The 26,378-nt window shown below is 68.2% G+C and carries 22 protein-coding genes; 3 read left to right on the plus strand and 19 right to left on the minus strand.

Going from position 1 to position 26,378, the window contains the following annotated elements:
- Nucleotides 1–51: 51 nt before the first annotated feature.
- From JOE67_RS08775 to argG, 6 genes are all read right to left on the minus strand, one after another.
- The gene (locus JOE67_RS08775) at nucleotides 52–813 is read right to left on the minus strand and encodes an alpha/beta fold hydrolase (RefSeq protein ID WP_204975165.1); all 762 of its coding nucleotides are present in this window, start codon (nucleotides 811–813) and stop codon (nucleotides 52–54) included.
- Nucleotides 814–854: 41 nt separating this feature from the next.
- On the minus strand, nucleotides 855–3,494 hold the full coding sequence (locus JOE67_RS08780) for a penicillin acylase family protein (protein WP_204975167.1): 2,640 nt from the start codon (nucleotides 3,492–3,494) through the stop codon (nucleotides 855–857).
- Nucleotides 3,495–3,598: 104 nt separating this feature from the next.
- A complete protein-coding gene (locus JOE67_RS08785) occupies nucleotides 3,599–5,782 on the minus strand; it encodes a YhgE/Pip family protein (RefSeq protein ID WP_338041544.1) in 2,184 nt (727 codons plus the stop codon).
- Nucleotides 5,779–8,814, minus strand: a complete 3,036-nt coding sequence (locus JOE67_RS08790; protein ID WP_204975169.1) for a YhgE/Pip family protein — start codon at nucleotides 8,812–8,814, stop codon at nucleotides 5,779–5,781. Before JOE67_RS08790 ends, JOE67_RS08785 begins: the two co-directional genes overlap by 4 nt.
- Complete coding sequence (locus tag JOE67_RS08795) at nucleotides 8,811–9,425, minus strand: TetR/AcrR family transcriptional regulator (RefSeq protein WP_204975171.1); 615 nt, start codon at nucleotides 9,423–9,425, stop codon at nucleotides 8,811–8,813. Before JOE67_RS08795 ends, JOE67_RS08790 begins: the two co-directional genes overlap by 4 nt.
- Before the next feature lie 230 nt (nucleotides 9,426–9,655).
- Nucleotides 9,656–11,086 carry an argininosuccinate synthase gene (gene argG, locus JOE67_RS08800; RefSeq protein WP_204975172.1) on the minus strand — a complete coding sequence of 477 codons (1,431 nt, stop codon included), beginning with the start codon at nucleotides 11,084–11,086 and terminating at the stop codon, nucleotides 9,656–9,658.
- 142 nt (nucleotides 11,087–11,228) lie between these two features.
- Between argG and JOE67_RS08805 the strand changes: the two genes are divergently transcribed.
- A complete protein-coding gene (locus tag JOE67_RS08805; RefSeq protein WP_204975173.1) occupies nucleotides 11,229–11,942 on the plus strand; it encodes a ZIP family metal transporter in 714 nt (237 codons plus the stop codon).
- A gap of 22 nt (nucleotides 11,943–11,964) precedes the next feature.
- On the opposite strand, the gene JOE67_RS08810 is transcribed toward JOE67_RS08805, so the two are convergent.
- Both JOE67_RS08810 and JOE67_RS08815 read right to left on the minus strand, forming a co-directional pair.
- A complete protein-coding gene (locus JOE67_RS08810; protein ID WP_204975174.1) occupies nucleotides 11,965–12,933 on the minus strand; it encodes an acetylxylan esterase in 969 nt (322 codons plus the stop codon).
- 19 nt (nucleotides 12,934–12,952) lie between these two features.
- On the minus strand, nucleotides 12,953–13,876 hold the full coding sequence (locus JOE67_RS08815) for an N-acetylglucosamine kinase (RefSeq protein WP_204975176.1): 924 nt from the start codon (nucleotides 13,874–13,876) through the stop codon (nucleotides 12,953–12,955).
- 171 nt (nucleotides 13,877–14,047) lie between these two features.
- On the opposite strand from JOE67_RS08815, the gene JOE67_RS08820 reads away from it, so the two are divergent.
- Complete coding sequence (locus JOE67_RS08820) at nucleotides 14,048–15,577, plus strand: FAD-dependent oxidoreductase (protein WP_204975179.1); 1,530 nt, start codon at nucleotides 14,048–14,050, stop codon at nucleotides 15,575–15,577.
- Between the two features lie 201 nt (nucleotides 15,578–15,778).
- Here JOE67_RS08820 and JOE67_RS08825 read toward each other — a convergent pair whose 3' ends face one another.
- From JOE67_RS08825 to JOE67_RS08835, 3 genes are all read right to left on the minus strand, one after another.
- Nucleotides 15,779–15,964 carry a hypothetical protein gene (locus JOE67_RS08825; RefSeq protein WP_204975181.1) on the minus strand — a complete coding sequence of 62 codons (186 nt, stop codon included), beginning with the start codon at nucleotides 15,962–15,964 and terminating at the stop codon, nucleotides 15,779–15,781.
- Between the two features lie 25 nt (nucleotides 15,965–15,989).
- A complete protein-coding gene (locus JOE67_RS08830; RefSeq protein ID WP_338041545.1) occupies nucleotides 15,990–17,000 on the minus strand; it encodes a glycosyltransferase family 2 protein in 1,011 nt (336 codons plus the stop codon).
- A gap of 131 nt (nucleotides 17,001–17,131) precedes the next feature.
- Entirely contained in the window at nucleotides 17,132–17,812 is a 681-nt protein-coding gene (locus tag JOE67_RS08835; RefSeq protein ID WP_204975191.1) for a sortase family protein, read from the minus strand.
- A gap of 181 nt (nucleotides 17,813–17,993) precedes the next feature.
- Here JOE67_RS08835 and JOE67_RS08840 point away from each other — a divergent pair, with 181 nt between their 5' ends.
- Nucleotides 17,994–19,544, plus strand: coding sequence for a helix-turn-helix transcriptional regulator (locus JOE67_RS08840; RefSeq protein ID WP_204975193.1), 1,551 nt, complete (start codon nucleotides 17,994–17,996; stop codon nucleotides 19,542–19,544).
- A 276-nt stretch (nucleotides 19,545–19,820) separates the two neighbouring features.
- On the opposite strand, the gene JOE67_RS08845 is transcribed toward JOE67_RS08840, so the two are convergent.
- The 8 genes from JOE67_RS08845 to JOE67_RS08880 form a co-directional block, all read right to left on the minus strand.
- Nucleotides 19,821–20,414: a TetR family transcriptional regulator C-terminal domain-containing protein gene (locus JOE67_RS08845; protein ID WP_204975195.1), complete on the minus strand. Its 594-nt coding sequence runs from the start codon at nucleotides 20,412–20,414 to the stop codon at nucleotides 19,821–19,823.
- Between the two features lie 2 nt (nucleotides 20,415–20,416).
- Nucleotides 20,417–20,974: a hypothetical protein gene (locus tag JOE67_RS08850; RefSeq protein WP_204975197.1), complete on the minus strand. Its 558-nt coding sequence runs from the start codon at nucleotides 20,972–20,974 to the stop codon at nucleotides 20,417–20,419.
- Between the two features lie 125 nt (nucleotides 20,975–21,099).
- On the minus strand, nucleotides 21,100–22,209 hold the full coding sequence (locus JOE67_RS08855) for a phage holin family protein (protein WP_204975199.1): 1,110 nt from the start codon (nucleotides 22,207–22,209) through the stop codon (nucleotides 21,100–21,102).
- Nucleotides 22,203–22,982 carry a hypothetical protein gene (locus JOE67_RS08860; RefSeq protein ID WP_204975201.1) on the minus strand — a complete coding sequence of 260 codons (780 nt, stop codon included), beginning with the start codon at nucleotides 22,980–22,982 and terminating at the stop codon, nucleotides 22,203–22,205. Before JOE67_RS08860 ends, JOE67_RS08855 begins: the two co-directional genes overlap by 7 nt.
- Entirely contained in the window at nucleotides 22,979–23,977 is a 999-nt protein-coding gene (locus JOE67_RS08865; protein ID WP_204975202.1) for a VWA domain-containing protein, read from the minus strand. Before JOE67_RS08865 ends, JOE67_RS08860 begins: the two co-directional genes overlap by 4 nt.
- Nucleotides 23,974–25,014, minus strand: coding sequence for a VWA domain-containing protein (locus JOE67_RS08870; protein WP_239528055.1), 1,041 nt, complete (start codon nucleotides 25,012–25,014; stop codon nucleotides 23,974–23,976). The genes JOE67_RS08865 and JOE67_RS08870 overlap by 4 nt, the downstream gene beginning before the upstream one ends.
- Entirely contained in the window at nucleotides 25,005–25,493 is a 489-nt protein-coding gene (locus JOE67_RS08875) for a hypothetical protein (RefSeq protein WP_204975203.1), read from the minus strand. The genes JOE67_RS08870 and JOE67_RS08875 overlap by 10 nt, the downstream gene beginning before the upstream one ends.
- Complete coding sequence (locus JOE67_RS08880; protein ID WP_204975204.1) at nucleotides 25,480–26,370, minus strand: DUF58 domain-containing protein; 891 nt, start codon at nucleotides 26,368–26,370, stop codon at nucleotides 25,480–25,482. Before JOE67_RS08880 ends, JOE67_RS08875 begins: the two co-directional genes overlap by 14 nt.
- Between the last annotated feature and the right edge of the window lie 8 nt (nucleotides 26,371–26,378).

Consider the following 26,378-nt stretch of genomic DNA (forward strand, 5'->3'; position numbering starts at 1 on the left):
GCCGGGCCTCTGGGTCGGAGCGGTCTTCGTCGGAGCGGTCTTCGTCGGAACTCAGAGGTCGCGGACGAAGTCCCTGATCGTGGCGGCAGCGCCGCCGGAGTCGCTGATCAGCGTGCCATGGCCGTGGTCGGGGATCTCGGCGAAACGGGCATCGGGAACCATGTCGAGGATCTCACGGCACCACTTCATCGGCGCCAGCGGGTCGCGCTGCCCTCGTACGACGAGCACGGGAACACCCACGCGAGGGTAGGCGTTCTCGGGGCGGTGCACGATGGTCGCCTTCATCTTGCGCACGAGGTTCGGCCCGCCGCGCAGATACTCGCGCGCCCCTCGCCACAGCACGACGGGCCGCTCGTGCAGCAGATCCCAGAGCAGGTAGCCGGCCTGGGCCCGGATGCTGCGCGACGCGCTGTTGACCGTCGGCCCGGCGAGCACGAGCGCCGAGACGACGTCCGGATGCCGCACCGCGAGCTCCGCGGCGATCTGGCTGCCCATCGAGTGGCCGAGGATCACGGCGTCGTCGATGCCACGGCTTTGCAGGAACGCGGCGACGTGGTCGGCGAGCCGCTCCATCGTCGGCGTCTTCGGAGGCTCGGGCGCTTCACCGAAGCCTGGCAGATCGAGCCCGATGATCCGGCCGTCGAGGTGGGTCGTGAGGTCGAGGTAGACGCTGCGGCCCATCCCGATCCCGTGCAGCAGCAGGATCGGGCGAGGTCCGGTGCCGAAGTCCTCGTAGACGAGCGTGGCCCCGGCGTGCGTGAATTCGCCGATGTTGGCGGGCGTGCCCTCGGGTGCGAGCAGTCGTTCCGGCATCCCTCTACGCTACCTGGCCGGATGGGCTCGCCCGCCGCGGACTACCCGGCGGGAGCGAGCACCAGCCGGTCGACCGTGGCCTTCGCGACGGCCTTCTTCGAGAACGCCCAGGGCTTCTGCACGCCCTTCGCCCAGTCGTCGGTCTGGTCGGTGTAGTGGGCGTTGAACGCGTGCCCGCTCGCGCCGGTGAGGTGGTTCCACGTCGAGGAGTCGAAGTCGTCGAGATCGATAACCATCCGCATCGACGGCACAGTGACGGTCGCGTACGACTCGCCGAGGTGCCATCCGGTCGCGTTGACCACCGACGCGCCGCCGCCCACCGGATAGGGGCCGCGGTTGAACAGCATCTCGATCGGCGCGATGCCCGAGGTGCCGAGTGTGCCGTGGGTCAGGGTGAGTGCGTGCAGGTCGCCCCAGCGCCAGGCGGTGACATCCTCGCCCTGCAGCCCGGCCAGCTCGTCGTAGGCCTGTTCAGCAGACAGAGCCAGCATCGACTTCATGTCGTCGACGCCGAGCTTCTCGTTCGCCCAGAGCGGGTCGTTCTCGTCTTCGAGCATCGCGCCGATGACCGTGAAGAGCCGGCCCTGGTCGCTCACGGGCATCGGAACCTCGCGGTCGACGAACACGTTGTGCGCGAGGTTCGACCAGAGCACGTTGGCGTAGGCGGCCGCCGCCGAGCCCGGCGTGTTCTGCGCGTCCCAGGTGCGCAGCAGATCGACGGCGGCACGGGGGCCGGTGCGGTCGACGGGCACGTCGGACATCGCCGCGGCCAGCTGCTTGCCGATCCACATCTCGTCGTCCATCTGGATCTCGCGCATGTCCTGCGCGGTCAGCGGCGCGGCGGCGGCGCGGCGTTCGATGAGGTGGGCGATGCGCGCCGCGCGGTAGCCGTAGTCCCAGTCCTTCGAGAGGAAGTACTTGTAGTCGTCGCCGACGATCGCGTTGTTCGCGGTGACGATGTAGCCCTCCGGCGGGTTGTACGACACGGGCAGCTCGTCGAAGGGGATATAGCCCTTCCAGTCGTAGGTGCTGTCCCAGCCGGGCTGGGGCAGGGTGCCGTCGCCGGCTCCGCGGATGGGCAGGCGACCGGGCGCCTGGTAGCCGATGTTGCCTTCGAGGTCGGCGTAGATCAGGTTCTGCGCCGGCACATCGAAGAGGGATGCCGCGCGGCGGAAGCCATCGAAGTCCTCCGCGAGATTCATGGCGAAAAGGGCGCTCGAGGTCGTGCCGGCATCGAGCGCCGTCCACCGCAGGCTCAGGGCGGTGTCTCCCGCGGGGATCTCGGGCGCTCCCTCGAGCACGAGCGGCTGGTCGCCTGCGCTGACGACCGGGTCGTCGGCGATGGCGGTGAAGTCGTCGGTGAGACCGGAGATGATCGGGCCGTGGGCCGTGCGGCGGATCGTCAGCGGCACGTCCTTGCCGCCGGCGACCTTGATGACGTCCTCTTCGATCTCGAGCGGCTGCTTCTTGCCGTCGCGCCAGTACGCGTCGCCGTCGATCTTCTCGACGTAGAGGTCGGCCACGTCGGTGGTCAGGTTCGTGAAGCCCCATGCCATCTTCGCGTTGTGCCCGATCACGACACCGGGCATGCCCGAGAAGGTGAAGCCGCCGACGTCGAACGGGCAGGCCTCGGTCACCTCGCGGCAGGTCAGCTGCATCTGGTACCAGACCGAGGGCAGTGCTGCTCCGAGGTGGGGGTCGTTGGCGAGCAGGGGCTTCCCGCTCTCGGTGAGGTCGCCCGAGACGACCCACGAGTTCGATCCGATGCCCTCGCCGGCGCCCCCGAGAAGCATGCTCGCGGCTTCGATGACGCTGTCGGCCTCCTGCCATTCGACGGTGCGCAGCGCATCGGTCACCTCGGCGTCGCCCCCGGTGAAGGATGCGGGCGTCGCGTCGGTCGTGACGGGCTCGACCGCCGAGATCCTCGGCACGATCACGGGGTTCTCGTCGAACGGGTAGTCGGGGTAGATCTTCTTCACGAGCGCGCCGGTCTGCTCGCTCGTCTCTCCGGCGGCGGCGAGGCGTGCGGCGAGCAACGCTCGATCGGTCTCGTCTTCGATGTTGGTGCGGAGGTCCCAGGCCATCGCCTTCAGCCAGGCCACCGAGTCGGCCGGCTGCCATGGTTCCGGCTCGTAGTCGGGGTTCTGCATGCCGAGAACGGCATACTCGAGCGAGAGCTCGGCCCCCGACCGCGACGACAGATATGCGTTCACACCGTCGGCATACGCCTGGTAGTAGCCGAGGGTGGTCTCATCGAGCGCCTCGACCTCCTTCTCGGCGGTCTTGCGCCAGCCGAGGGTGCGCAGGAACTTGTCGGTGTCGACCTGCGAAGCGCCGAACATCTCCGAAACCCTGCCCGAGGTGACGTGGCGGCGGAAGTCCATCTCGAAGAACCGGTCCTGGGCGTGCACGAAGCCCTGTGCGAAGAGCAGGTCCGACGCGGTGGAGGCGGTGATGGTCGGGATGCCGCGGTCGTCGCGCTGCACGATCACCGACTTCTCGAGGCCCTTCAGCGTCACCTCGCCCGAGGTCTGCGGGAAGGAGCGCTGGATGGTCCATGTCACGAAGAACGCGGCTGCGACGGCGACGACGACGAGGGCGGCCACGACGAGGAAGGCGATCCTGCCGATCCGGGCTGAGAGGCTGCGAGCGGGTACGGCGGTCGGAATATCGGTCGTCATCGGCGGAAAGTCCTCAAGGGTAGGTGGGACTGCGTGTCACGGAGTCCGGGTGCGCGTCTCGGGAAGGCGCGTGCCCTGGCATCCTACCCACTCGCCGAGCGACTTCACATGAGCTTCGTCGACTTCAGTGCGGCCAGCATCTTCTGGTTGCTGTGGATGAACGGCAGCCGCAGCACCAGCCCGAGCAGCAGCGCCGGGATCGCGAACGATGCCAGCCAGCCGAGCGACACCCAGTAGTCGTTCTGGTAGATGCCGGCGATGGCCGACCTCATCGCCGCCACAGCGTGTGTCGCGGGCAGGAAGGGGCTGATGTTCTGGAACCACTGCGGTAGCACCTGAAGGGGGTAGGCGCCGCCCGACCCCGAGATCTGGATCACCAGCAGCAGCACCGCGAGCGCCTTGCCGGCGTTCCCGAAGGTGACCACGAGCGTGTAGATGATCAGGGTGAACACCAGGCCGGCCACCCACCCGGCGAGGATGAGCAGGAACGGATGCTGGGGCTGCACCTGCGTGAAGAAGACGCTGCCGAGGCAGACGAGAGAGCTCTGCAGGAAGGCGACGAGCGCGAAGATTCCGAACCGTCCGAGATAGGTCTCGGTGGGGGAGAGGTCGGGAAGGCCGGTGGAGCCGTCGCGAGGAGGATCGACCCGGATCGCGACCGAGGTGAGCAGGGCGCCGACCCAGAGGGCAAGCACGGTGTAGAGCGGCGTCATGGCGGCGCCGAAGCTGACGACCGAGTACACCGGCACGCGCGTCAGCTCGACCGGCTCGGCGAGATGCATCGCGAGGGCTCGCGGATCGGCGCCGATGGCCTTCGTCAGCTCGCTGAGGTCGCCGGTCTCGATCGCGGTCGACAGTGCTGCGCTCAGCTCGCTGAAGCGGTCGGCGGTGTCGGTGAGCGATTCGGAGATGCCGGTGGTCAGCTTCTGGGCATCCGCCAGTGCCGAACCGGTCGACGACGATCCGGTGAGCGACCCCGCGGCCGAAGACAGGTCGTCCGCGATCGAGTCGACGCCGGCGCTGATGCTGGACAGGGTAGACGCCAGCGAGTCGAGCTTGGGCTGCAGGCTGTCGGTGTACGAGCGTCGGGCGTCGTCGACGGCGGCCTTCGCCTGGGCGGTGAGCTTCTTGATCTCATCGCGGGTCGCCTGACTCGACGCGTTCGAGTCGGTCACCTGCGACGCTGCCTCGTCCAGGCGGTCCTGCAGCGACTGCTGGCGCGCGATGGCGGCGTCGATGCGCGAGACCGTGGCGTCGAACGCATCGACGAGGTTCTCGGGAAGCACCGGACGCACGTCGTTCACGAGTCCGTCGCGCAGGTTCTGCTGCTGGTCGATCTGCACCTGCACCCGGTCGGCGAGGGCGCTGATCGTGCCGGCGGCGCTGGCCGACTGCGAGCCCATCGCGGCATACACGTCATCGATGCTGTCTGAGACCCCCTGGTAGCTCGCAGAGGTCTGCTTCAGGGCGTCGCCGAGCGCCGCAGTCGACGATGACAGCACCTTCTTCAGCGACGCCGCGGCGTCCTTTCCTCCGCCGAATGCTCCTCGGGCGTCGCGCAGTGCGTCGCCTGATCCGGCGATGAGCCCCGAGGCGCTGTCGACCAGCGGCCGGCTCGACGCGATCAGCGAGCTGAACATGTCGGCGGTCGATGCGCCGGCGCGCAGCTGCGAGGCGACCGAGTCGACGCGGGCCTGCAGTTTCGAGAGCGCGGCCTGGGTGTCGGCATCGTCGAGGTAGTCCGAGAGCGACGTGATGATGTTCATGCCCGCTTCGCCGAGCGTCTCGGTGAACACCTCGTTGATGCTCGTCGACACCTCGCTCGCGCCCTGACCCGTGATCTTCGGCGCGAGCGCGTTCTTCTTCTCGTTGAGGTAGTAGTCGATGCGGGTGCGGTCGGCTCCGCTGGTGTAGAAGGTCATCATGTCGGCGCTGAACGTGGGTGGCAGCACGATCGCGGCGTAGTACTCGCCCGAGCGGGTGCCGTCGACGGCGTCGTCTTCAGAGGTGATGACCCAGTTGAGTTCGTCGTTGGCGCGCAGCGCCGATACGACCTGCTCACCGACGTTGAGGCGGATGGGCACGAGGTCGCTCTGATACCCGTCGTCTGTGTTCGCGACGGCCACGGTCAGGTTGCGGGTGTTGTCGAACGGGTTCCAGCTGGCGATGACGTTGAACCAGGTGAACAGCGAGGGGATGACGACGAGCCCGAACAGTACGATGACGGCCATGACGCTGCTGGTGGCACGGCGGATGTCGTGCCGCATGACGGCGAGGATGCTGCTCACTTGTCGCCCTCCTTCTCGTGCGTCGGGTCGGTGTCGGGGCCGGGGTCGTCGCTCGCGGCCGGGTCCCGGTCGGCGTTCGGGTCCGCGCCGGTGGCCGGGTCCGGATCGGGTTCCGGATGCCCGGAATCGGGGCCATCGGCGTCGGCGGCGGTCTCGGTGGCGGCATCCGCGGGCTGTGCCCCGGCGGGCGGTGTCGCGGGGGCGTCCGGCTCTGGCGCCTGCGCGATGTCGTCGGCGAACAGTTCGTCGAAGACGACGGTGTCGTCATCCGGCTCGGCCGTCGCACCGGCCGCTTCGGCCGCGCCGGCCGGATCCGCAGACCTGCCGTCCACGGCATCCGGATGATCCAGCACTGCGGTGCGGGCCGTGACCGGACCCGACGGGTCGGCCGCCGAGACGCCGGCTGCAGCGGCGGAGGCGGAGGCCGCGGCGCCGACCGGCGCGGCCTCACCGCCGTCGGCGAGCAGCTGGCCCCTTCCGGAGTTCTCGACAGACAGCGCGCGGCGCAGCTCGGCATCCGGCATCTCGCCGACCTCGGCGGCCTGCTCGATGCTCTGCCTGATGTACTCCAGCGTGACGACGAAGCCGATGAGCAGCAGGCACCACAGCGCAGCCAGGCCGAGCACGACCGCCTTGGCGCCGGGGATCAGCCACCCGCACAGCGCCAGCACCACGAGACCTGCAGCGCCGACGAGCAGAGTGAGCCGAAGGCGGGTGGTGTAGCGCTCGGCGAAGCGCTGGGCACGCTGAGCGACATCGGCGCGGAACCCGTCGCCGTCGGTGAGCGCGCGGATGATCTCGGGGGTGCGCCTGCGACCGGTGATCTGCACCTCCTCGCTCACCATGAGCTGGGTGTCGGCGAGACGGCGGTTGAACAGCAGGGCGAAGTTGCCGAGCCGGCCTCGCAGGAAGAGCCCGAGCACCCAGGCGAGGGCGACGAAGATCGCCAGCGTGCCCATGAAGCGCCACCAGTGCAGGCCGTAGAAGCCGCTGATGGTCTCGCGCATCGCGTCGATGCCGTACGTGAACGGCAGGAACGGATACAGCCCGCGGAAGAAGTCGGGCATCATCTCGATCGGGTACAGCCCGGAGGCGCCGGGGATCTGGAAGATCACCAGCAGGATGCACAGGCCCTTGCCCACGATGCCGAAGCACACCGACAGGGCGTAGATGATGCTGAGGTAGGCGAGGCCGATGAGTATGCCGGTGCCGACATACGCGAACGCATTCGCCGTCTGCACGCCGATCACGAGGTTGCCGATGGTGACGAGAGCCGCCTGGAACACGACGATCGTCGCGAACAGCAGCCAGCGGCCGATGTACGCCTGGCGCACGGTGATGCCCTCGACGCCCTCGGTGTCGACCTCGACGCGCATGATCACCATGAGCACGAACGCGCCGATCCACAGCGAGAGGTTGGTGAACAGGGCAGCCATCGCAGAGCCGTAGGCGGCCGTCGGGAACATCGCGTTCGTGCTCACCTCGACGGGCGACGCCATGAAGCGGGCGATCTCATCCGGTTCGAGGCCGGTGATGGTGCTGAGCTTGTTCCAGATCTCGGCCGAGCCGAGGGCGAGCACGTCGGTGCGCACCGTGCCGAGTCCGGTCTCTGCCGAGGCGAGGTTGCCGTCGAGGGCGGTGAGGGCGTCGGAGGTGCCGGCGAGCTGAGCCTTGAGGCCGGCGAGCAGGCTCTGCGCCTGGGCGACCTGGGTGCGCTGCGCGCCGAGGGCCGACGAGAAGGCGTCAGCGCTCGACGAGAGCTGCGACATCGCCCGGTTCAGCTGCGGCACGCTCTGGGTGAGCGCATCGCGGATGGCCGTCGCCGAGGTGGCCGCCTGACCGACGGCGCCGTTCACGCTGTCTGCAGCCTTCGTGACCGAGGCGATGGTGCTCGACACGTCTTTGTTCAGCTGCTCGAGCTGGCTGAGCACCTGCCGGTCGGCGGCGTTGCGCTCTTTGAGTGCGTCGATCGCGGCGCTCAGCCGCTCTGCGGCCGGCGAGCCGGGGTCGGTGCCGTCGAGCACGGCCTGCAGCTCGTCGAGAGCCGTGGCGTTGCTGTCGATCACGGCGGTCAGGTCGTCGACGGTCGTGCCGACGGCGACGTTCGCCTGCTGCAGACCGGCTGCGAGGGTCGCGATCGACCCGTTCATCTTCGCGGCGGCATCGGCGATCAGCGTCGAGCCCGAGACGTAGGCCGAGGTGACGCTGTCGGTGACCGCCAGCAGCTCCTGCTGTGCCTCGGCGGCGATCGTCTTCGCCTGGCCGACGGCGGTCTGCACCTCCCCGAGAGTGCGATCGACCTTGCCGAGGGTTCCGGATGCCCGGTCTATGCCGCGTGCGGCATCGTCCAGGCCGGTCTGCAGCGTGGCGAGCCGATCGCGCGCCGACGACACCTTGCCCGTCGCATCGTCGAGCGCGCTGACCGTCGAGTCGCGGGCGTCGCTGAGGCGGTCCTCTGCACTGAGGCCGGCGTCTTTGAGCTGCTCGCTGATGGCCTCGGCGACCGTCGAGACGAACGTGCTGTTGATCTGGTTGTCGAGCGTCGAGGCGCCGACGTCGGTGATCTTCGGCGCGATCGCGTTCGCCTTCTCGTTGACGAAGTACTTCAGCTCGGGGCGCGTGAATTCGCCTGTGGTGACGCTGAGGAAATCGTGGCTGAAGTCGGGCGGGATGATGATCGCCGCGTAGCTGCGGCCGCTGCGCACGGCATCCATCGCGTCGTCCTCATCCACGAACTGCCAGCCGAGCTTGTCGTTCTTCTTCAGCTGGTCGACGAGCTCGCCGCCGACGTCGATGTGACCCGTGAGATCTGACGACGCCCCGGCGTCCTGGTTGACGATGGCGACGCTGACCTGCTGGGTGTTCGAGTACGGATCCCAGAAGGCGACGATGTTGAACCACGCGTACAGAGACGGCGTGACGATGACGCCGATGATGATGATCCACGCCTTGCTGACGCGGGCCAGCCGGCCGAGGTCGCGACGGTAGACGCTCCAGGCGTTGGGGCGGCCGGCGGTCTGGGTGTCGCTCACGCGGTGATCTCCGTGATGTCGGGGTGGGCGGCCAGCAGCTCGTCGGTCTCGCGCCACGAGAGTCCGGCGATGCTGAGCACGGTGCGCACGGCGAGATCGGCGGCGCCGCTGCTCGACGCGTCGGTTCTGGAGACGACGGTGCGCGCGACCTCTTCGATCAGGCGGGCGAGGGTGGGAGCGGCGACATCGGTGCGGAATCCGCCGTCTTCCTGACCTCGCTGCACGAGGTTCGCGACGGCACGGCGCAGGGGTGCGAGGGCTGCGGCGGTGTGCTCGACATGCGCCTCGTCGAGTGCGAGCGCGGCGGCGAACTGCACGTGCGCGGCCTCCTGCCACAGCCGCGCGGCGAGCCGGGCGAGAGCGATGCGCGAGTCGGCGTCGGTGATCGACTCGGCGATCGCGTTGAAGCGCTGCGCCCCGGTGACGATGATCTCGCGGATCAGGGCGTCGCGGTCGTCGAAGTGACCGTACAGCGTGCGGCGGCTGAGGCCCGCGCTGCGTGCGATGACGTCGACGCTCGCATGCGGATCGTGCGCGAGCGTGCTGCGCGCGGCGTCGAGGATGCCGGCGCGGTTGGCGCGCGCGTCGGAGCGGGCGGGGCGGGTGGTCATGCCTCAAGGATAACTATGTTGCACATGCGTGTGCAACATAGTTCGGTGAACTCCCAGGTCGCTCGGCCGGGGCGTTCACAGTTCAGGAACATTGCCCCGCATGGGGCCCGATCCTGCCGTTCTCGGGGCGGCACAGCGGGCTGCTCCTGAGTTGTGAACGCCGAAGCGGGCTGACGGCACACAGAAGGAGGGCGGGTGCCGAAGCATCCGCCCTCCTGGAGACGTGGGTATCAGTCGGTGCCGGAGTCGAACGCCGCGCCCTCGGACGCGAGGTCGACGGCCTCGGCGAGCTGCTCGTCTGCCGTCTCGGATGCCGAGATCTCAGCCGCACCACCTGCGGTGACCTTGCCGACGAGCTCGCCCGTCGCGCCGCCGACGAGGCCGAGGCCCGCGTACTGCTCGAGGCGCGAGCGCGAGTCGGCGATGTCGAGGTTGCGCATCGTGAGCTGGCCGATGCGGTCGACCGGGCCGAAGGCCGCATCGCCCACGCGCTCCATCGAGAGCTTCTCGGGGCCGTAGGAGAGGTTCGGCGACACGGTGTCGAGGATCGTCCAGTCGTCGCCGCGACGCAGACGCAGGGTGACGGTGCCCGAGATCGTCAGACCCACCCAGCGCTGGATCGACTCGCGCAGCATGAGCGACTGCGGCTCGAGCCAGCGGCCCTCGTACATCAGCCGGCCGAGGCGACGGCCCTGCTCGTGGTAGGTCGCGAGGGTGTCTTCGTTCAGGATGCCGTTGACCAGGCGCTCGTACGCGATGAACAGCAGTGCCATGCCGGGGGCCTCGTAGATGCCCCGCGACTTGGCCTCGATGATGCGGTTCTCGATCTGGTCGCTCATGCCCAGGCCGTGGCGACCGCCGATGGTGTTCGCCTCCATGACCAGGGCCACGGGGTCGCTGTACTCGGTGCCGTTGATCGCGACCGGGCGTCCGCCCTCGAACGTGATCGTCACGTCTTCGGTCTCGATCTCGACCGACGGATCCCAGAACTTGACGCCCATGATCGGGTCGACGGTCTCGAGCGAGACGTTCAGGTGCTCGAGCGTCTTGGCCTCGTGCGTGGCGCCCCAGATGTTGGCGTCTGTCGAGTAGGCCTTTTCGGCCGAATCACGGTACGGGAATCCGCGCTCGACGAGCCACTCGCTCATCTCCTGGCGTCCGCCGAGCTCGGTGACGAAGTCGGCGTCGAGCCACGGCTTGTAGATGCGAAGGCGCGGGTTGGCGAGCAGCCCGTAGCGGTAGAACCGCTCGATGTCGTTGCCCTTGTAGGTCGAGCCGTCGCCCCAGATGTCGACGCCGTCGTCGCGCATCGCGCGCACGAGCAGCGTGCCGGTCACGGCACGGCCGAGGGGAGTGGTGTTGAAGTAGGTCTTGCCGCCGGAGCGGATGTGGAAGGCGCCGCACGACAGGGCCACGAAGCCCTCTTCGACGAGTGCGGTCTTGGCATCCACCAGTCGCGACGCCTCGGCGCCGTACTCGAGTGCGCGGCCGGGGATCGAGGCGATGTCGCTCTCGTCGTACTGGCCGAGGTCGCCGGTGTAGGTGAAGGGCACCGCGCCCTTCTCGCGCATCCACGCGACGGCGACGGAGGTGTCGAGACCACCGGAGAAAGCGATGCCGACCTTTTCGCCGACGGGGAGGGACTGGAGCACCTTGGACATGCCGCCAAGTCTATCGGCGCTCGGCGTGTCGCCCCGGCTCGCGTTTCGCCGTTCGCATCGCCTCAATGGCGGGAATCCGGGCCGCCCGACTGCCATTCACGCGATTCGAAGGCGGGGAGGCAGGCGGCGTAGCCTGGGCCGCATGGCTGAAGCGGTGCTGTGGGGTGCGGTGGCGGCGTCGCCGCTGCTGGTCGGGGCACTGCTGGCGCTCGTGCGCAGGTGGCCGGCTCGGCTTCTCGGCATCATCCTCGGCTTCGGCGCGGGTGCGCTGATGGCATCGATCGCGTTCGAGCTGTGGGAGCAGGGGGTCGAGCTCGCCGGTCACGGTCCGCTTATCGCCGGCGTCGCCGCCGGTGCGCTCTGCTACTACATCGCCGCGCGCATCCTCGATGCACGTCAGGCGAAGAAGAAGAAGAAGCAGGATGCCGGTGGCGGATCGCTCGCGGTCGGGGCGCTGCTCGACGGCATCCCGGAGCAGCTCGTGCTCGGCATCGGGCTCGCCTCGGGTGAGGGCGTGGGAGTCGCGCTGATCGTCGCCATCATCGTGTCGAACCTGCCCGAGTCGATCGGGTCGGCCTCCGACCTGCTCGAAGGTGGCATGCGCAAGGGACGCGTCGTGCTGCTGTGGGCGGGCGTCGCGGTGCTCTGCGCGCTCGCGACCGTGGCCGGGTTCGCCCTGGCATCCGTGGTCGGCGACGGCTTCCGCGCCGCGGCGAACGGCTTTGCGGCAGGAGCCCTGCTGGTGATGCTCGTCGACTCGATGGTTCCCGAGGCCCAGCAGAAGGCGAAGGAGTCGACGGGACTCGCGACGGTCATCGGCTTCGCGTTCGCCGCCTGGCTCGCGCTCGCCGCCTGATTCGGACGCCGAGGCGGGCCGCTCAGGCGAGGCGGGCCGCCATCCAGGCGGCCTGGCGCTGCCAGTGGATGCCCAGACCGCCCTCGTGCTGGTTGAACGGGTACTCCATGACCTCCGCGCCGCCGCGGTGGTGGTTGGCCGCAGCGTAGACGGTCGACGGCGGGCAGACCGGGTCCATCAGGGCGACCGAGTAGAACGCGGGCGCATCGGCGCGGGCTGCGAAGTTCGCCCCGTCGAAGTACGACAGGGTCGTGAAGGTCTGCTCGACGGCATCCCGATGCACCGAGAGGTACCGCACGATCTCCTGATACGGATCGGAGTCGGTCAGTCCGACAGCCCGCTCGAAATGGCACAGGAAGGGCACGTCGGGCATCACGCCGACCAGCCCGGAAGTGAGGCCGGCCGCGGCGATCGCGAGCCCGCCGCCCTGGCTGGTACCGGTCACGGCGATGCGATCGGAATCGACCTCGGGGAACGAGCGCACGGCATCGATCAGCAGCGCCGCGTCGGTGAAGACGCGCCGGTAGTAGTACTGCTCGGGGTCGTGGATACCTCGGGTCATGAACCCGGCGACCGACGGGCCGGTGCCGTGCGGGTCGGGTGTCGCCCCGCCCGTGCCCCAGCCGCTGCCCTGTGCGCGGGTGTCCATGAACGCCCAGGCGTAGCCGGATGCCACCCACGCGAGCCTCTCGTGCGGCAGGCCGCGCCCGCCGTTGTAGCCGTTGTACTCGACGATCGTGGGCAGCGGCCCGGTGGTTCCGGCCGGCACGACGAACCACGCACGCACCCGGTCGCCGCCGAATCCGCTGAAGGAGAGGTCGTAGACGTCGACCAGGGTCAGCGGCGTCTCGATGCGCGTGCGCTCGGCGGGCTGTGCGACGGCGCGCGACTCGGCGAGGGTGCGCTGCCAGAACTCGTCGAAGTCGGCCGGTTCGGCGATCGTGGGGCGGTAGTCGTGCAGCTCGGCGGGGGAGAGGTCGAAGCGGGGCATGAGGTTCCAGTTCTATGGGTCAGCGGGTGCGCTCGGCGAAGCGCTCGTGCAGCGGATGCCCTGAGCCGAGCCCCGCGAGGGCCACAGCTCCGTCGAGCCCTGATCCTGCGGGCGGCACGAAACGGGCATCCGGACGCTCTGCCCGCACGGCGCCCTCGAAGGCCGAGCGGATGACGTCCGACCCGAAGACCCCGCCGATGGCGCCGACGGCGGCGTCGGCAGGCGCGTCGGTGACCCGCAGCGCGGCGAGGATCGCGGTCGCGAGCTCTGCCGCGGCGCCGTGGCAGATGCGGATCGCGACGGCGTCTCCGGATGCCGCGTGCGCGGCCGTCGGCGCGGCGAAGGAGGCCACGGTGCGCACGCGATCCTCAGAGGACTGCAGCGCGACGTACGCGGTCTCGAGGTCCGGCCAGCGCACCTGCACGTCGGCGGTCAGGGCGGTCGCGGGGCCGCGGCCGTCGTGCGCGCGCATCACGGCATCCAGCGCCGCACGGCCGATCCAGTAGCCGCTTCCGGCATCGCCCATGATGTAGCCCCAGCCGTCGACGCGGGTCGAGTGCTCGGGGCCGACGCCGAGCGTCACGACGCCGGTGCCGGCGGCGACGACGGCACCCTGCTGATCGCCGAGCACTCCGAGGAACGACGTGACCGAGTCGTGCGTCACGACGATGCGATGCACGTCGGCGAGATCGGGATGCTGCATCAGGGCATCCGCCTCATCGTCGGCAGACGTGAGACCAGAGACGCCGAACGTGACCGTGTGCGGCGCGTGCCCCGTCACGCGGGCGACCTCGGCGACGACAGCCGCGAGCTGCGGTAGCAGCGGGCGATCGGTGAGCACCCCGGGGAACAGCCACTCCTGGGCCGATCCGTCGACCTCGACGAGGCGGGTCTTGATGCCCGTCTGGCCGGCATCGATGGCGAGAAGCGTGTGCTCGGGCAAGAGAGAGTCCCCTCGGTCGCGGGCCGCCGCGCGCGGCCAGATGCCAGCGTAGGACACCAGCGCCCGCCCGGGTGGCGAAGATGTCAAGCCCCCTTCGCCGCCCGCACGATCACGATGTACTGGTGAGCCACTCCGCCCCCGCGGCACCCGCCTCCAGCGAAGGAGAACATCGTGACCTCCCTGTGGCTCGACGACCAGCGTGAGCGCATCACGTCAGACACCTTCGAATCCGGCGCGCATTACGACGCGGTCATCGCCGGAGCCGGCATCACCGGCCTCACCACCGCTCTGCTGCTGGCCCGCGCCGGACTCTCGGTCGCGGTGCTCGAGGCCAGGTTCGTGGGAGCCGTGTCGACGGGGCACACGACTGCGAAGCTGAGCCTGCTGCAGGGCAGCGTGCTCTCGGGCATCCTGTCGCGCGGATCGAGCCACGTTCTCAAGGCCTATGTCGAGGGCAACCGCGAGGGCCAGGCGTGGCTGCTGCGCTACCTCGAAGAGCACGGCGTCGCGGTTCAGCACCGCGACGCGTTCACCTACGCCTCGACCCCGGACGGCGTGAAGAAGCTGGATGCCGAGTACGAGGCGTGTCGCAAAGCCGGCCTCGAGGTCGAGAGACTGCACACCCTCGACCTACCCTTCGAGACGCACGGCGGCCTGCGCCTGCGCGACCAGGCCCAGTTCGATCCCATGGACGTGCTGCGTGCGCTCGCCGCGGATCTGCGCGAGCGCGGTGGTGTGATCATCGAGGGTGCCAGGGTGAAAGACGTCGAGACCGGCGAGCCGAGCAAAGTCACGACCTCGCTCGGTGAGGTGTGGGCGGGCACGGTGGTGCTGGCCACGGGCATCCCGATCCTCGATCGCGGCCTGTACTTCGCCAAGGTGAAGCCGATGCGCTCGTACGCTCAGGCGTACCGGGTGCCGGGGGAGCTGCCGCAGGGCATGTATCTCTCGATCGACTCGCCAGGGCGGTCGCTGCGCACGGCACCGGTGGGCGGAGAGAACCGCCTGCTGGTGGGCGGCAACGGCCACGTCGTCGGACGGGAAGACGACACGCAGCGACTCGTTGACGACCTCGAGCAGTGGACCCAGCAGCACTTCCCCGGTGCGGTGCGTACCCACGCCTGGTCGGCGCAGGACTACCAGTCGATGAACCTGGTTCCCTTCGTCGGCTGGATGCCGCGCACCGGCAAGCACGTCGCGCTCGCCACCGGCTACAACAAGTGGGGCATGACCAACGGGGTCGCCGCGGCGCTGAGCATGACCGCCGACATCCTCGACGGGAACATCTCGTGGGCGCAGACCCTGCACCACCGGATCACCCTGCCGAAGGACGTCGCGAACAGCGTCGTCGCGAATGTACAGGTGGCGGGCGAACTGGCATCCGGATGGGCGGGAAGCCTGCGCCCGCTGCCCGACGAGCCGCCCGCCGAGGGCGAAGGCGTCGTCGGTGCGGAGGACAAGGAGCCGGCCGCGGTCTCGACCGTCGACGGCGTGACGTGCAGGATGTCGGCCGTCTGCACGCACCTGGGTGGCATCGTCTCGTGGAACAGTGCCGAGCGTTCGTGGGACTGCCCGCTGCACGGCTCTCGCTTCGCCGCCGACGGCACGCTGCTGGAGGGCCCGGCGGTCGAAGACCTCAAGCCGATCGACGAGCCGGAGCTGCCCGGGGACGAGCACGTTCCGGTGGAGGACCTGCCGTAAGAATCTGGGTCGGGCGGGCCGAGGTGCGCGCTACCACCTGACGTCGTCGGCGGCCACTTTCGATCAGCCGCGACAGAGGTGCGCGTCAGCGACGGCAGGGCTTGCGACGTGGGCGAGACCTCGCCGCAAGCCCTCGGGATCGGTCTATGGGCCAGATCGGTCGACCATCCGTTCCGGACGGTCGACCGATCGAGGTCGATGTCACACAGTGACACCAGCCGCCTGCGCACGCTTCTTGGGAAGGATGCGCTTGACCGCAAGGGCGGCGCCGATCAAGGTGAAGACAGCGAGCCCGACGAAGATCGGGTTATCTGCACCGAAGATTGCGGCTCCGCCGGCGCTGGCTGCACCGAGTCCGGTTGCTGCTGAGGGTCCGTAGATGTTCATATTTCCCTTTCGATGTGATGGTCGGTTACCATGTCGCGCGCGTTCGTAGCACGGAGGCCGAGAGCGCCCACAAATGGATTAGCTGCAGGTACAGGTCGTAGGGCATCTCGATGATGAGTACGCCAGCGAGCAGTACCTGTTTCCACCCCCGGCGGGAAACCGTGATGGCCCGCTCGAAGACGAAGATGAGAGTGACGGCCATCCAGATCCAGTGCAGATAGACAGCACCTGTCACGAACGCAGCCACCAGGGTTGAGAGATAGATCGCCGTTGCGAGGATGCCGATGAGTCCCCAGATCTGGAGGAACCAGTGCTTGGCCGTATAGCGGGTGAGGCCGTAGTGCCAGTTGTTCTCGATGGCGCCGCGCTTCCAGCGGTAGCGCTGACGCCATAGGTCTCCCCACGATTCCATGACCTCGGTCTTGAGAGCACACGACGGCGGGGCGATGATCTTGTACCCGATGTGCTGGATTGCGAAAGTGAGCTCGTTGTCTTCAGTGAGCGCTTTCGTGTCGTAGACGTGCGAGATCTCGCCAGTGCCGGGGATACGGCCGGATTCCCTGGCGGCGATGACGTCTTTGAGGCAGATTGCGGAGAAGAGAGTTGCTGTCCCCGTGAGGACGAGTGTTTGGCCCTGCTTGCGCTCCACGTCGCGGGCGTAACGGGCGTATTCATTGCGCTGAAGCATCCCTACGAAGCCGCCGCCGTCTTTGCCGAGGAACACTCCGCCGACGGCGTGGTATCCCTGGGCTCGGTGTCGGAGGGCGTTGGCGATGAAGTCCGGGGCGAGAGTTGAGTCGGCGTCCATGACGAGGACGTGATCGATGTAGTCAAGATCGGGAAGGTTCGCGTCGAGCCATTGGTTCAAGGCTCCAGCCTTCTTGTGGGAGTTGTCGGAGGTCGTGAAAACGTCGGCGCCGTGAGCGCGAGCGAGTGTTGCCGTGTCATCGGTGCAGTTGTCGGCGATGACAACGATCCGGTCGGGTAGGCGTGACTGCCGACGCAGGCTTTCGAGCGTCTCGACGATGGGCGCCAATGGCTCTTCTGCTCCGCGGCCGTTCCCGTGATGTTCGGAACGTTGTCTTCTGCCTTCGTTGTGTGCGGGGATCAGTACGGTTACCCGGGTGGGCTGAGCTCCCACCGCGATCCACGTGCTGCGAACCCGCCTCATGACCGCACCTCCACGAATTGAGCAACGGCAATGAAGTTGTGCGTCGACGGACTCCGGTCGGCGTTCTGCAGGCAGGTGACGAGGATGAGCCGACCGGCCGTCGACGTGGAACCGTCGCCCCAGATATCTGCGCGATACGGCAGTTCGGTCTTCAGCGGAGTGTCGACGGATTGGATCCGGTAGACCAGCCAATGAGAACCACTGGTCTGCGTGCGGAGCAGCACCTCACGACCGACGAGCTTCTTCCCTTGGGGATACAGGCGGTTGAAGACGGTCTCGAATGATGGCGCGGAGTGCCCGGCGATGATCGTCAGACTTGAGCTGTCAGTGCTGGGCAGTGCAAAGTCCATGCACTGGAAGACACCGCCTCGATTCGGACCGCTAAGCGGCGGCTCGATGGTGGCTCGGCAATCCCGTGGCATAGGGCCGACGGCTGCATCGATGGCAAGACCAGGGTCAGAGGAGAGAATGGCGATCTGCTCCGCGGGTCCTTCCGGGATCGCCGGTCGCGACGGTGTGGCCGCTGTTGTCGGCAGCGGCTCGCCCGGCGCAGAAGCGGGAGGCACAGGCTTCAGATGCGTCGATCCCGTACACGCCGCCACGCCAAAGGCGACGGCGGCGAGCAGCACGATGAGGGCCGGTATGCGGCCGCGATGAGACACGATGTCGCCCTCCATGTACGAACTGAGCTTTGGGGAGGGGGGCGATGTGTGATTGTGCGGCTGCATCCGATTCCGGAACGAGATGCAGTGCTCTCCGATCTTGACGTGCCTCAGGGAAGGGCGAAGGGCCTTTTCGCCCTTCGTGAGGGGTCTATCCCCGCTGATTCACCCCGGGTGAGTTCGTATGCTCATCCCCATGGGCAACGATTTGGGGATCGGCTCAGCGGGGGACTTTGGGCTGGGGAACGCGCTGTACGCGGAAAAATGGAATGAGGCTGCGGTCATCATCGAGCGGCATTTCGTCACTCTGGTGACTTTCACCGACCAGTTGCCGCTGCTTGTTAGCGCGCTCGAGCTACTCCCCGAGCCAGTTCGTGACGCCCACCCGGCACTGAAGCCGGCCTACGAATTCGTGGGCGTCAGGTCGCTGCACGGTCAACTCGTGTCGCTCGACCTCGAGCGAATCCGGGCAGGCGGTGAAGCAGCGCGCCTCGAGATGCATAGGCTCGCTGTGGCATTCATCGCACGGCGTCTCCGGGGGGCTGCGGCAGACGCGTGCGCCATCGTCGATGACGCAGAATCTGCCGTACTCGAAGCAGTCCACCAGATCGGTTCGCCGGCAGAGTCGTTCGCCTCGTTGTATTTCCTCCATGCGGGAATCAGCCACCACGTCGCCGGCGATCTCAGCGGCGCAAAGGACCTGTATCTCCTGGCATGGCAGTGGCGTCAACCGAATGCCCCAGGCACGGAGCGCCTCGTCGGTAGACACCTTGCCCTACTGGCCGCGTTGAGCGGCGAGACCGTGGCCGCTGAGCATTGGCTCGCCATGACCGACCCGCAGCTAGAGCACAAAACAGCGGCCAGGTTCCGGGTCGTGAGCGACGGGGTGCGGATCCTGGCCCAGTTCATCATCGCGCTGGACCGACTCGACCTCGAGGCAGCTGGCAGACTTGTGGCTCGTCTGCCCAGCACAACTCGATACTTCGAGTTCGGTCACTACTCGGAGTGGGCGTACAGCCGATGGCTAATGTTGACGGGACACCCTCGTCAGGCGAATCACCACATCGACGCACTGAGTCGCCTGCCAATACCTGCGGAGAGTTACATTAGTCACCTGCTGCGCAATGCGCGCGCCGACGCCATGCTCGCGGAAGGGGACGTGGACGGTGCAATCGCCCTTTTGCCCACGTCAGGGGACAGTGCTTGGACACACCTGCTCCGTGCGCGAGCCGCAGCGATACGCAGTGAGTTCCGGATGGCGATAGGCGAACTCGACGCAATACCCTCCGTTCACAGTCGATATGTGGACGACGATGCCCTCGTGTTGCGGGCGGCGTCCTGGTATCGGCTGGGGGAACATGAGAAGGCGCGTGAAGCGTCGGCCAACCTGGTTAGAAAATTCGATGGCCGGCTGTACCCGCTCGCCACGGTACCTCGGTCCGTGGTCACTGCCCTTATCGACCTAGTCGACGGCGAGCCGGGTCGAGGCAGGATTCGCGATGCCTGGGGTGAACGTGATTTGCCGGAGATATACCCATTCCGACTTATAGCGGCCCTAACCCTTACTGACCGCGAACGAGTGATCATCAACCACCTAAAGGCGGGTGCTTCACGTCGCGAGATCGCAACCGTTGAAATTGTCAGCCTCAACACTGTCAAGTCACAGATCAGTACGCTCTATCGCAAACTGGGAGCCCGAAGCGGAGATGAGGCGATCGCGAACGCCCAGGGCCTGGGGCTGATCTGAGTGTCTCGCGGCTGCCGCGGCTGAGAAGCTAGTGTCCAACCGCCGTCCCCTCATCTCGTGAGCGGAATTCGGCAGATGAGGAGCAAGAATCCACCCTATGCTCCCCGGAAGTGCATGTTCCAAGAGCTGGTCCCATATACGGCTCCCCGTGGATTCATGTATAGCGATGGTTAGGGTGACATCGTCATCACGGACCTCCTGATGTGAGCGCAGAGGTGACCGCTGCGCCTACTCAGCGGTGAAGAAGTCGCAGCAGCGCGCGAGGAGCGGTGGTCGTCAGGTTCGCGGGTCCGCCAGCTCATCGAGGTGACGCCCGAGGGTGTCCAGCATCTGCGTCGCGGCCTGCGGATGCCCCCTCCAAAGGCCATGCATCGCGATCCCGTCGATGAGTGCACGCAGTCGCCGCGCCTCATACTCCGGGTCGCGCCCGCGACCGAGCTGCCCCGCGTCGGAGAGTATGTCGACGGCGGACGCACATGCCCGGTCGACGGCGGCGCTCAGCGCGATGGCGGCTGGCTGCAGACCATCGTCGGTCAGGGCGAGGACGCCGAGTTGAACCTGCGCGAGCAGTTCGGTGCGTCGATCGGCGTCAAGGGGAAGAAGCTGGGCGAGCAGTGCATCGACGAGCGGCCGGCCGCTGAGATCGAGCGCCAGGATCCTGCTCGCGGCCCGCTGCTCGACGAGCTGCAGGCAGTACACGCGCAGCGCCTGCTGCGTGGGAAACGCGCGTCGCAGCGATGCTGCGGCGATACCCGCCTCTGCGGCGACGCCCCGCACAGAGAGCCCGGCAAGGCCGTCGCGCTCGAGCACGCGCAGGGCCGCGGCCGCGATCTGCTCTGTGCGCTCTTCGGCGTCGATTCTCCGGGGCACGGTCAGGCTCCGGGAACGGTGGTCGGCCGGGCGGCGGATGCCTGCTTCGGCCACACCGTGTAGCTCAGTGCCCAGATGAGGTCGATCGCGAGGACGATGCCGAGGATGCCGAAGTAGCTCGACAGTGCGGCGGTGCGCTCAGCGTCGTCCACGAGCAGGATGATGGCGCCGAGGATGGCGGCGGCGATGCCCATGGCGACCGCGGTGAGCAGCGCGTCGCGCCAGCATTTCGCCGTGTAGCGGGCGCCGGTGAGCCGCTCGGGCGGCGGCCCGTCGGCGAACCGGTGCCGGAAGCGGACGTCGGCCCAGGCGACCATGCGCTTGCCGTAAGCGACGGATACGCCGATGTAGATCGCGGCCAGCCCGTGCTGCCAGGAGGCCGTCCCGCCGCCGAGCAGATCGATCGCGACGAGCCCGAGCAGGATCACGTCGATCAGTGGCGCGAGCACGAGAAGAGCGGCGCCGAGTCGGGATCGGCGCAGGACGTAGCGCGCGGCGAGTCCGGTAAGGATTGCCACCCAGAATGCGACCTCGCAGATCACGATCGCTGTCAGGATCACGACGCCTCCCCTCGTTTTGTTAGTACAAGTGTACTCGAATAACGGGCGGATCAATGCATGCGGCTCGCTTGCTCGCTCGCTGAACGGCCGCGGGAGAGAGCGACCACCGTGGCAGCGCACGCGCGTCAGAACCCCGGATACTCCTGCAGTCGCTTCTCGAACTCGGCACGGTCGCCCTCGGGCAGCACGCGGCGGGCGAAGACGACGAGCTGGATGCCCTCGAGCGGCTCGCCGGTCTGCTTCGCGATCGCCTCGCGCTGGGTGCGGAACTCGCCGGTCGGATCGTTCGACAGGTCGTAGGCGTACGCGTAGAAGTACAGCGGGTCGGGGAAGGTGTCGCTGTAGTACTCCCAGGTGTGCTGCCGCGCGGGCTCGGTCGAGCCGTACAGCTTCGCCACCATGTCGGGCGAGATGCCGGTGTCGATCTCGTTCAGCGGGTACAGGTCGCTCATGCCGCGCTCGACGAGCACCTCGCTGATCGTCTGCATGACCTCGCGCTTGCGCGTGTCGTCCTGCACCGGCTGCTCGGTCGTCCATACGGCCGACGTGTACCTGCGCAGCATCGACTCGCCGCCGTAGCCGTTGCGCTCGGGGCTGACGTCGTCTTTGCCGTTCTGCACCCACGTGTAGCCGAAGCGGTCTGAGACCCGCTCGCGGATCGCGGCCATGAGGGCATCGCCCTCGGCCTGCACCTCTTCCAGCGACGGGGCGGCGAGGGCATCCTGCGGCGAGTGGTCCTTCACGCCCGGATACGCCTCTTCATGCCGCTGCCGCTCGGACTTGGTGCCGTCGTACGCCTGGTTCACCGCGGACTGCAGCGCTCCCATCGCGCCCACCGTCGCGACGTTGAAGACGAGCGAGACGGCGAGGGCGATCGCGCCCAGCATCCGGCCCCTCACGGTCAGCATGGCCGCCACGATCACCCCGACGATCGCCAGCTGCAGCACGAGCAGCGTCACGCCGTAGAGCGCGTCGGTGCCGCCGGCCAGCATGAGCAGCAGCAGGATCACCGTGAAGATCGCCGTCACCGAGATGGCCGCGAGGCCGAGCGCGTTGACGCCGGCCTTCCGGTCGCTCGTCGGGTCGGTGTAGGTGATTCCGGATGCCGGGGGCAGGCCGGCCGCGGCATCCAGCCCTCCCCGTGCACGGGCCGCGCCCGCGTACCCGCCGGGCGGCGGAAGGGGCGGTGCGCCCTCGGCCCCGCCGACGTATCTGCTGCGCTGACGATCTACCACGGCCTGTCCGTTCCTCCGCCGCCTTCGCCGTCGTCACCCTGGCCGTCGCCGAGCTGATCCTCGCGCTCCTGCGCACCCTGGTTCAGCCGGTCTTCGATGTCGTCGAGCTTGTCCTGCGGGGTCTCGGTCTGCTCGCCCTCGCCCTGCTCGGGCTGCTCCGGCTGCTCGGGCGGGGGCTGCTGGCTCTGCCGCTGCTTCTCCTGCTGACGCTGCTGATTCTCGTCGAGCGTGTCGCTCATGTCGCGATCCGGCTGCGGCGACTGCCGCTGCGCCTCGTCGCTGCTGCACTCCTCCGGCGTCTCGACGGTGATCTCGAGCGCCTGGCCGTACAGCTCGGCCGCCTGGGCAGGGTCGCCGCCGGCCTGCGCCGCGTCGCCCTGACGCTCGACGACGAGCGACAGGTTGATCAGCACGGGGCACACCTCGAGGCCCTGCGCGAGCGGCAGCGCGCGCTCGAGCTCGGCACGCGCGGCGGCCAGCTCTTCGGCGCCGGCGAGAGCGGTGCCGATGTTGTACGGCGCCCTCACCGGCTCGAACCAGTTGAGCACGTCCTGGCCCCGCGCGGCCGACTCCGACTTGGCGTACTCCCCCGAGACGAACGAGCTGATCGACGTATGCGCGAATGCGTACATGCTGAGCAGCTTCACGACGAGCAGCAGTGCGGCGAGAGTGAGAGGCAGGGTCGCGATCGCGATCCAGCGCCGGATACTGCGGCGCCGGCGATTCACGGCGAGCAGGGCCGCCGCGGCGTCGGCGTGCGTGGGGGACGTCATGAGCTCGCCTCCTTCACGCGCCTGGTCGAGGTCGAGAGGCCGCGCAGCCTCACGATCGACATCGTCGCGATGGCCACCTCCACGGCCAGCAGGGCGATCAGAGCGAGAGCCGCGATCCAGTACAGCTCGATGACGTTGCCGACCTCTCCCGAGGCCGCGTAATCGGTGGTGCTCGTCGGTGCCTCCGGCAGCTCGATCTCGGCATCCGCAGCCCGCTGCTGATACTCGATGCCGAGCTGCTCAGACACCTGGCGCAGATTGTCCTCGTCGATCACCGACATCGCGGGCTCGCCCTGGTATTCGATGTACTCGCCGGCTGCGGCGCCGGCGCCGGTCGTCTTCTTCATCGGGCCGCCGTCCGTCGTGCCGTAGCCGAGCACGGCGCCGCCGTCGACGTACTTCGCGCTCGACGCGAACGACTCCGGCTCGCTCGAGGCCGTCTGCTCGCCGTCACCGAGGTAGAACACCATGCGCGCCCGTTCGGGCGACGCCTTGGCCGCCGCCGAGAGGGTGTCGGCCAGCATCCGGTTCGCGATGCCGATCGACGAACCGCGCGACTGATCCGTCACCTCGGGGCGCATCACGTCGAGCGACGACATGAGCGCCGTGGCATCGGTCGTCAGCGGCAGGCGCAGCTGCGCCGCCGCGTCGAAGCTGATCAGCGCGAAACGAGCGCCGGGGTACTCGTTGACGATCGCCTGCACGTCGGCGCGCACGCCGTCGATGCGCGGCCGGTCGCCGGCCCAGTCCTCGGCGACGATGCTCGCGGTCGTGTCGACGACGATCACGACATCGGTGTCGGTCGCGAGCGTCTGAGAGGTGCCTCCGGGAATTCCAGGGCGCAGCAGCATCGCGAAGACGACGACGATCATGCCGAGGCGAAGCGCCCAGAGACCGCGCGAGGGGCCCTTCACGAGAGCGCGGATCACGAAGAACGCCGGCACTGCGCAGAGCAGCGCGAGCAGGATCGGATGCAGAACGGGCTGGAAGATCACGCGCGCCCCCTTCCGGCATCCGGGGCGCTTCGGGTGTCGCGCACCCGTCCGGCGTCTCGCACGAAGACCAGCAGGACGATGAACCCGAGCACGGTGACGAGCATCAGGGCGATCCACAGGTTCGGGCTGTCGACGAGCACCACCTGCGCCTGCCCCTTGAGAGCCGTCGCCTCCTGCTTCTGGATCTCGGAGATGATGTCGCCGACGGTCGTCGTGTCGCGCAGGGCGTACGACTGCCCTCCCGTGAGCGCGGCCGCATCCGAGAGCTGAGCGCTGACCTGCGCGTCCTTGCCCTGCACGGGGTTGAGCGCGAAGACCCGCACCCTCTTCGACTTCGCATACTGGGCGGCCTCTTCGATCGTGAGGATCGAGGCGCCGGCGAGCTCGTTGTCGGTCGCGAGGATCACCGACCGGCTGCGCTCGTCGTCCTGATGGTCGAAGCGCATGGTGCACGCGGCGAGGCCGTCGCCGATCAGCGAGGCACCAGGTCCGTTGAGCGTGCCGACCCAGTGCTCCGGCGTCTCGTCGCCGTAGTCGAAGCTGCCGCGCACGTTCTGCAGCTGCTCACGCACGAAGGTGTAGTCGTCGGTGAGCGGGAAGACCTGCACGGGCGAGCTGTTGAAGATCGTGAGCCCGATCCGCTCGCCCTCGAAGCCCTTCAGCAGCTCTTCGAAGACGCTCAGCACCTCGACGTCGACCTCCGACATCGATCCGGACACGTCGAGGCAGAGCATGATGTCGCGGCTCGTGTTGACCGGCTGCACGGTCTTCGGCGCCATCGGGCGCGCAGCCACCACGCCGCCGAGCAGCACTGCGACGGCACCGAGGGCGACGATGGCAGACAGCAGCGTCATCCGTCGCCGCACCGCAGTGCGGAATGACGGCAGCGCCCGCAGCCGCTCGGCTCGTGAGACGAGAGCTGCCGGTCGGTCGTCGCGCCGATCGCGAGAGCGGATGCCGAGCAGCACCCCGATCACGATCGCCGCGACGAGCGCGCCGAGGGCGACCAGCAGCATCCACCACATGCTCAGTGCCATGTCGTGACCACCTTTCGGGCGGCCTCGGCACCGTAGATCGGATCGATCGCCGGGCCGCGCTGGAAGATGCTCGGATAGTAGTGCCGGCGGATCGCGTCGATGAGTGCCGGGTCGACACCGCGGGCGACGAGATCGTCGAGCGAGAGCACCGGCGCCTCGAGCCCCGAATACTCGTTGACGAACGCGCGCACCACGCGGCTGAGCTCGAGGTTGGCCTGCCGAGGAGGAATATTCCCCGAACGGTATGCATCTTCGATGCGCTGCACATCAGCGAGATACTCGCCGCGCAGCTGGTCGAGCACCGCCGCGGTCGGCGGGGTGAACGTCGTCTCCCCTGCGAGATGGATGCTCCGCTTCGGCCGCGTGAGGAAGATCAGCAGCCAGGCCGCGGCGGCGAGCAGCAGCAGGATGCCGATGGCCAGCACCAGCCATCCCCAGCCGTACTGCGCGGGCGGATAGAGCTCGTCAGGAGCGGGCATGCGACCTCCTGTTGAGCATCGCGAGCAGCGCCGGAACCCCCGACACCTGGCCACCGAACTCGGCGTGCGTGATCTCGAGCCGGCGCAGCGCCGCGTCGCGCCGGGCGGTGTGCGCCGCTTCGTCGGCGGCGAGCTCGGCCATCACGTCGACGTCGCCGTGCACGAAGTCGGGGATCAGCCAGTCGCTGTCGATGTCGCGCCGGTGCGTGCCGCCCGAGCCCGGGCGGATCACGGGGTCGGCGTCGCGGACGGTCAGCCACAGCACATCGTGCTGCACCTTGAGCCGTCGCAGCAGCCCCTCGGTCTCGCCGGTCATCGGAGCCTCGTCGGTGATGAGCACCACGATCATGCGGCGCGAGATGTTGCGCGCGGCGTAGCGCAGCAGGGCGTCACGGTCGCCCATCGCGGTCGCCTCGTCGATCGCCGAGCTGATCGTGCGCAGCGCGTGCTCGAGCGCGCCCTCGCTGCTGCCGGTCGCCAGCCGTCGTACGCGGGCGCTGTCGCCGTAGACCACCGAGAAGTCGTCGCCGTGCCGCACGGTGAGGAAGCCGAGGGCGCCGGTCAGCAGCACGACGAGATCTCGTTTGCTCTGCTCGTCTTCGGCAAGGGCCTTCATGCCGCGACCGGAATCGACGAGGAAGAGCACCGTGTGCTTGCGTGTCGCCTTGGTCCGCTTGATGAGCGGTTCGCCGTGCCGCGCCGTCGCCCGCCAGTCGATGTCGCGCACCTGATCGCCGAACTCGTAGGGGCGCAGATCCTCGAAGTCGAGGCTGCGCCCGCGCAGCAGCGATGCGTACGCGCCGTCCAGCGCGTGCATCGACTTCTGCGACGAGCGGATGAAGAGCTTGCTCTTCACCTGGGTGATCAGGCTGGGCATGGCGCAGG

The sequence above is a fragment of the Microbacterium esteraromaticum genome, assembly GCF_016907315.1.
Taxonomy (GTDB): Bacteria; Actinomycetota; Actinomycetes; order Actinomycetales; family Microbacteriaceae; genus Microbacterium; species Microbacterium esteraromaticum.

Bases quoted from the DNA above. Each gene is read 5' to 3' on its own strand.
- JOE67_RS08875 (WP_204975203.1), bottom strand. From the start codon at position 25,493: ATGCCCGCTCCTGACGAGCTCTATCCGCCCGCGCAGTACGGCTGGGGA.
- JOE67_RS08880 (WP_204975204.1), bottom strand. From the start codon at position 26,370: ATGCCCAGCCTGATCACCCAGGTGAAGAGCAAGCTCTTCATCCGCTCG.
- JOE67_RS08795 (WP_204975171.1), bottom strand. From the start codon at position 9,425: ATGACCACCCGCCCCGCCCGCTCCGACGCGCGCGCCAACCGCGCCGGC.
- argG (WP_204975172.1), bottom strand. From the start codon at position 11,086: ATGTCCAAGGTGCTCCAGTCCCTCCCCGTCGGCGAAAAGGTCGGCATC.
- JOE67_RS08860 (WP_204975201.1), bottom strand. From the start codon at position 22,982: ATGACGTCCCCCACGCACGCCGACGCCGCGGCGGCCCTGCTCGCCGTG.
- JOE67_RS08810 (WP_204975174.1), bottom strand. From the start codon at position 12,933: ATGCCCCGCTTCGACCTCTCCCCCGCCGAGCTGCACGACTACCGCCCC.
- JOE67_RS08835 (WP_204975191.1), bottom strand. From the start codon at position 17,812: ATGGAGGGCGACATCGTGTCTCATCGCGGCCGCATACCGGCCCTCATC.
- JOE67_RS08775 (WP_204975165.1), bottom strand. From the start codon at position 813: ATGCCGGAACGACTGCTCGCACCCGAGGGCACGCCCGCCAACATCGGC.
- JOE67_RS08870 (WP_239528055.1), bottom strand. From the start codon at position 25,014: ATGGCACTGAGCATGTGGTGGATGCTGCTGGTCGCCCTCGGCGCGCTC.
- JOE67_RS08805 (WP_204975173.1), top strand. From the start codon at position 11,229: ATGGCTGAAGCGGTGCTGTGGGGTGCGGTGGCGGCGTCGCCGCTGCTG.
- JOE67_RS08840 (WP_204975193.1), top strand. From the start codon at position 17,994: ATGGGCAACGATTTGGGGATCGGCTCAGCGGGGGACTTTGGGCTGGGG.
- JOE67_RS08825 (WP_204975181.1), bottom strand. From the start codon at position 15,964: ATGAACATCTACGGACCCTCAGCAGCAACCGGACTCGGTGCAGCCAGC.
- JOE67_RS08780 (WP_204975167.1), bottom strand. From the start codon at position 3,494: ATGACGACCGATATTCCGACCGCCGTACCCGCTCGCAGCCTCTCAGCC.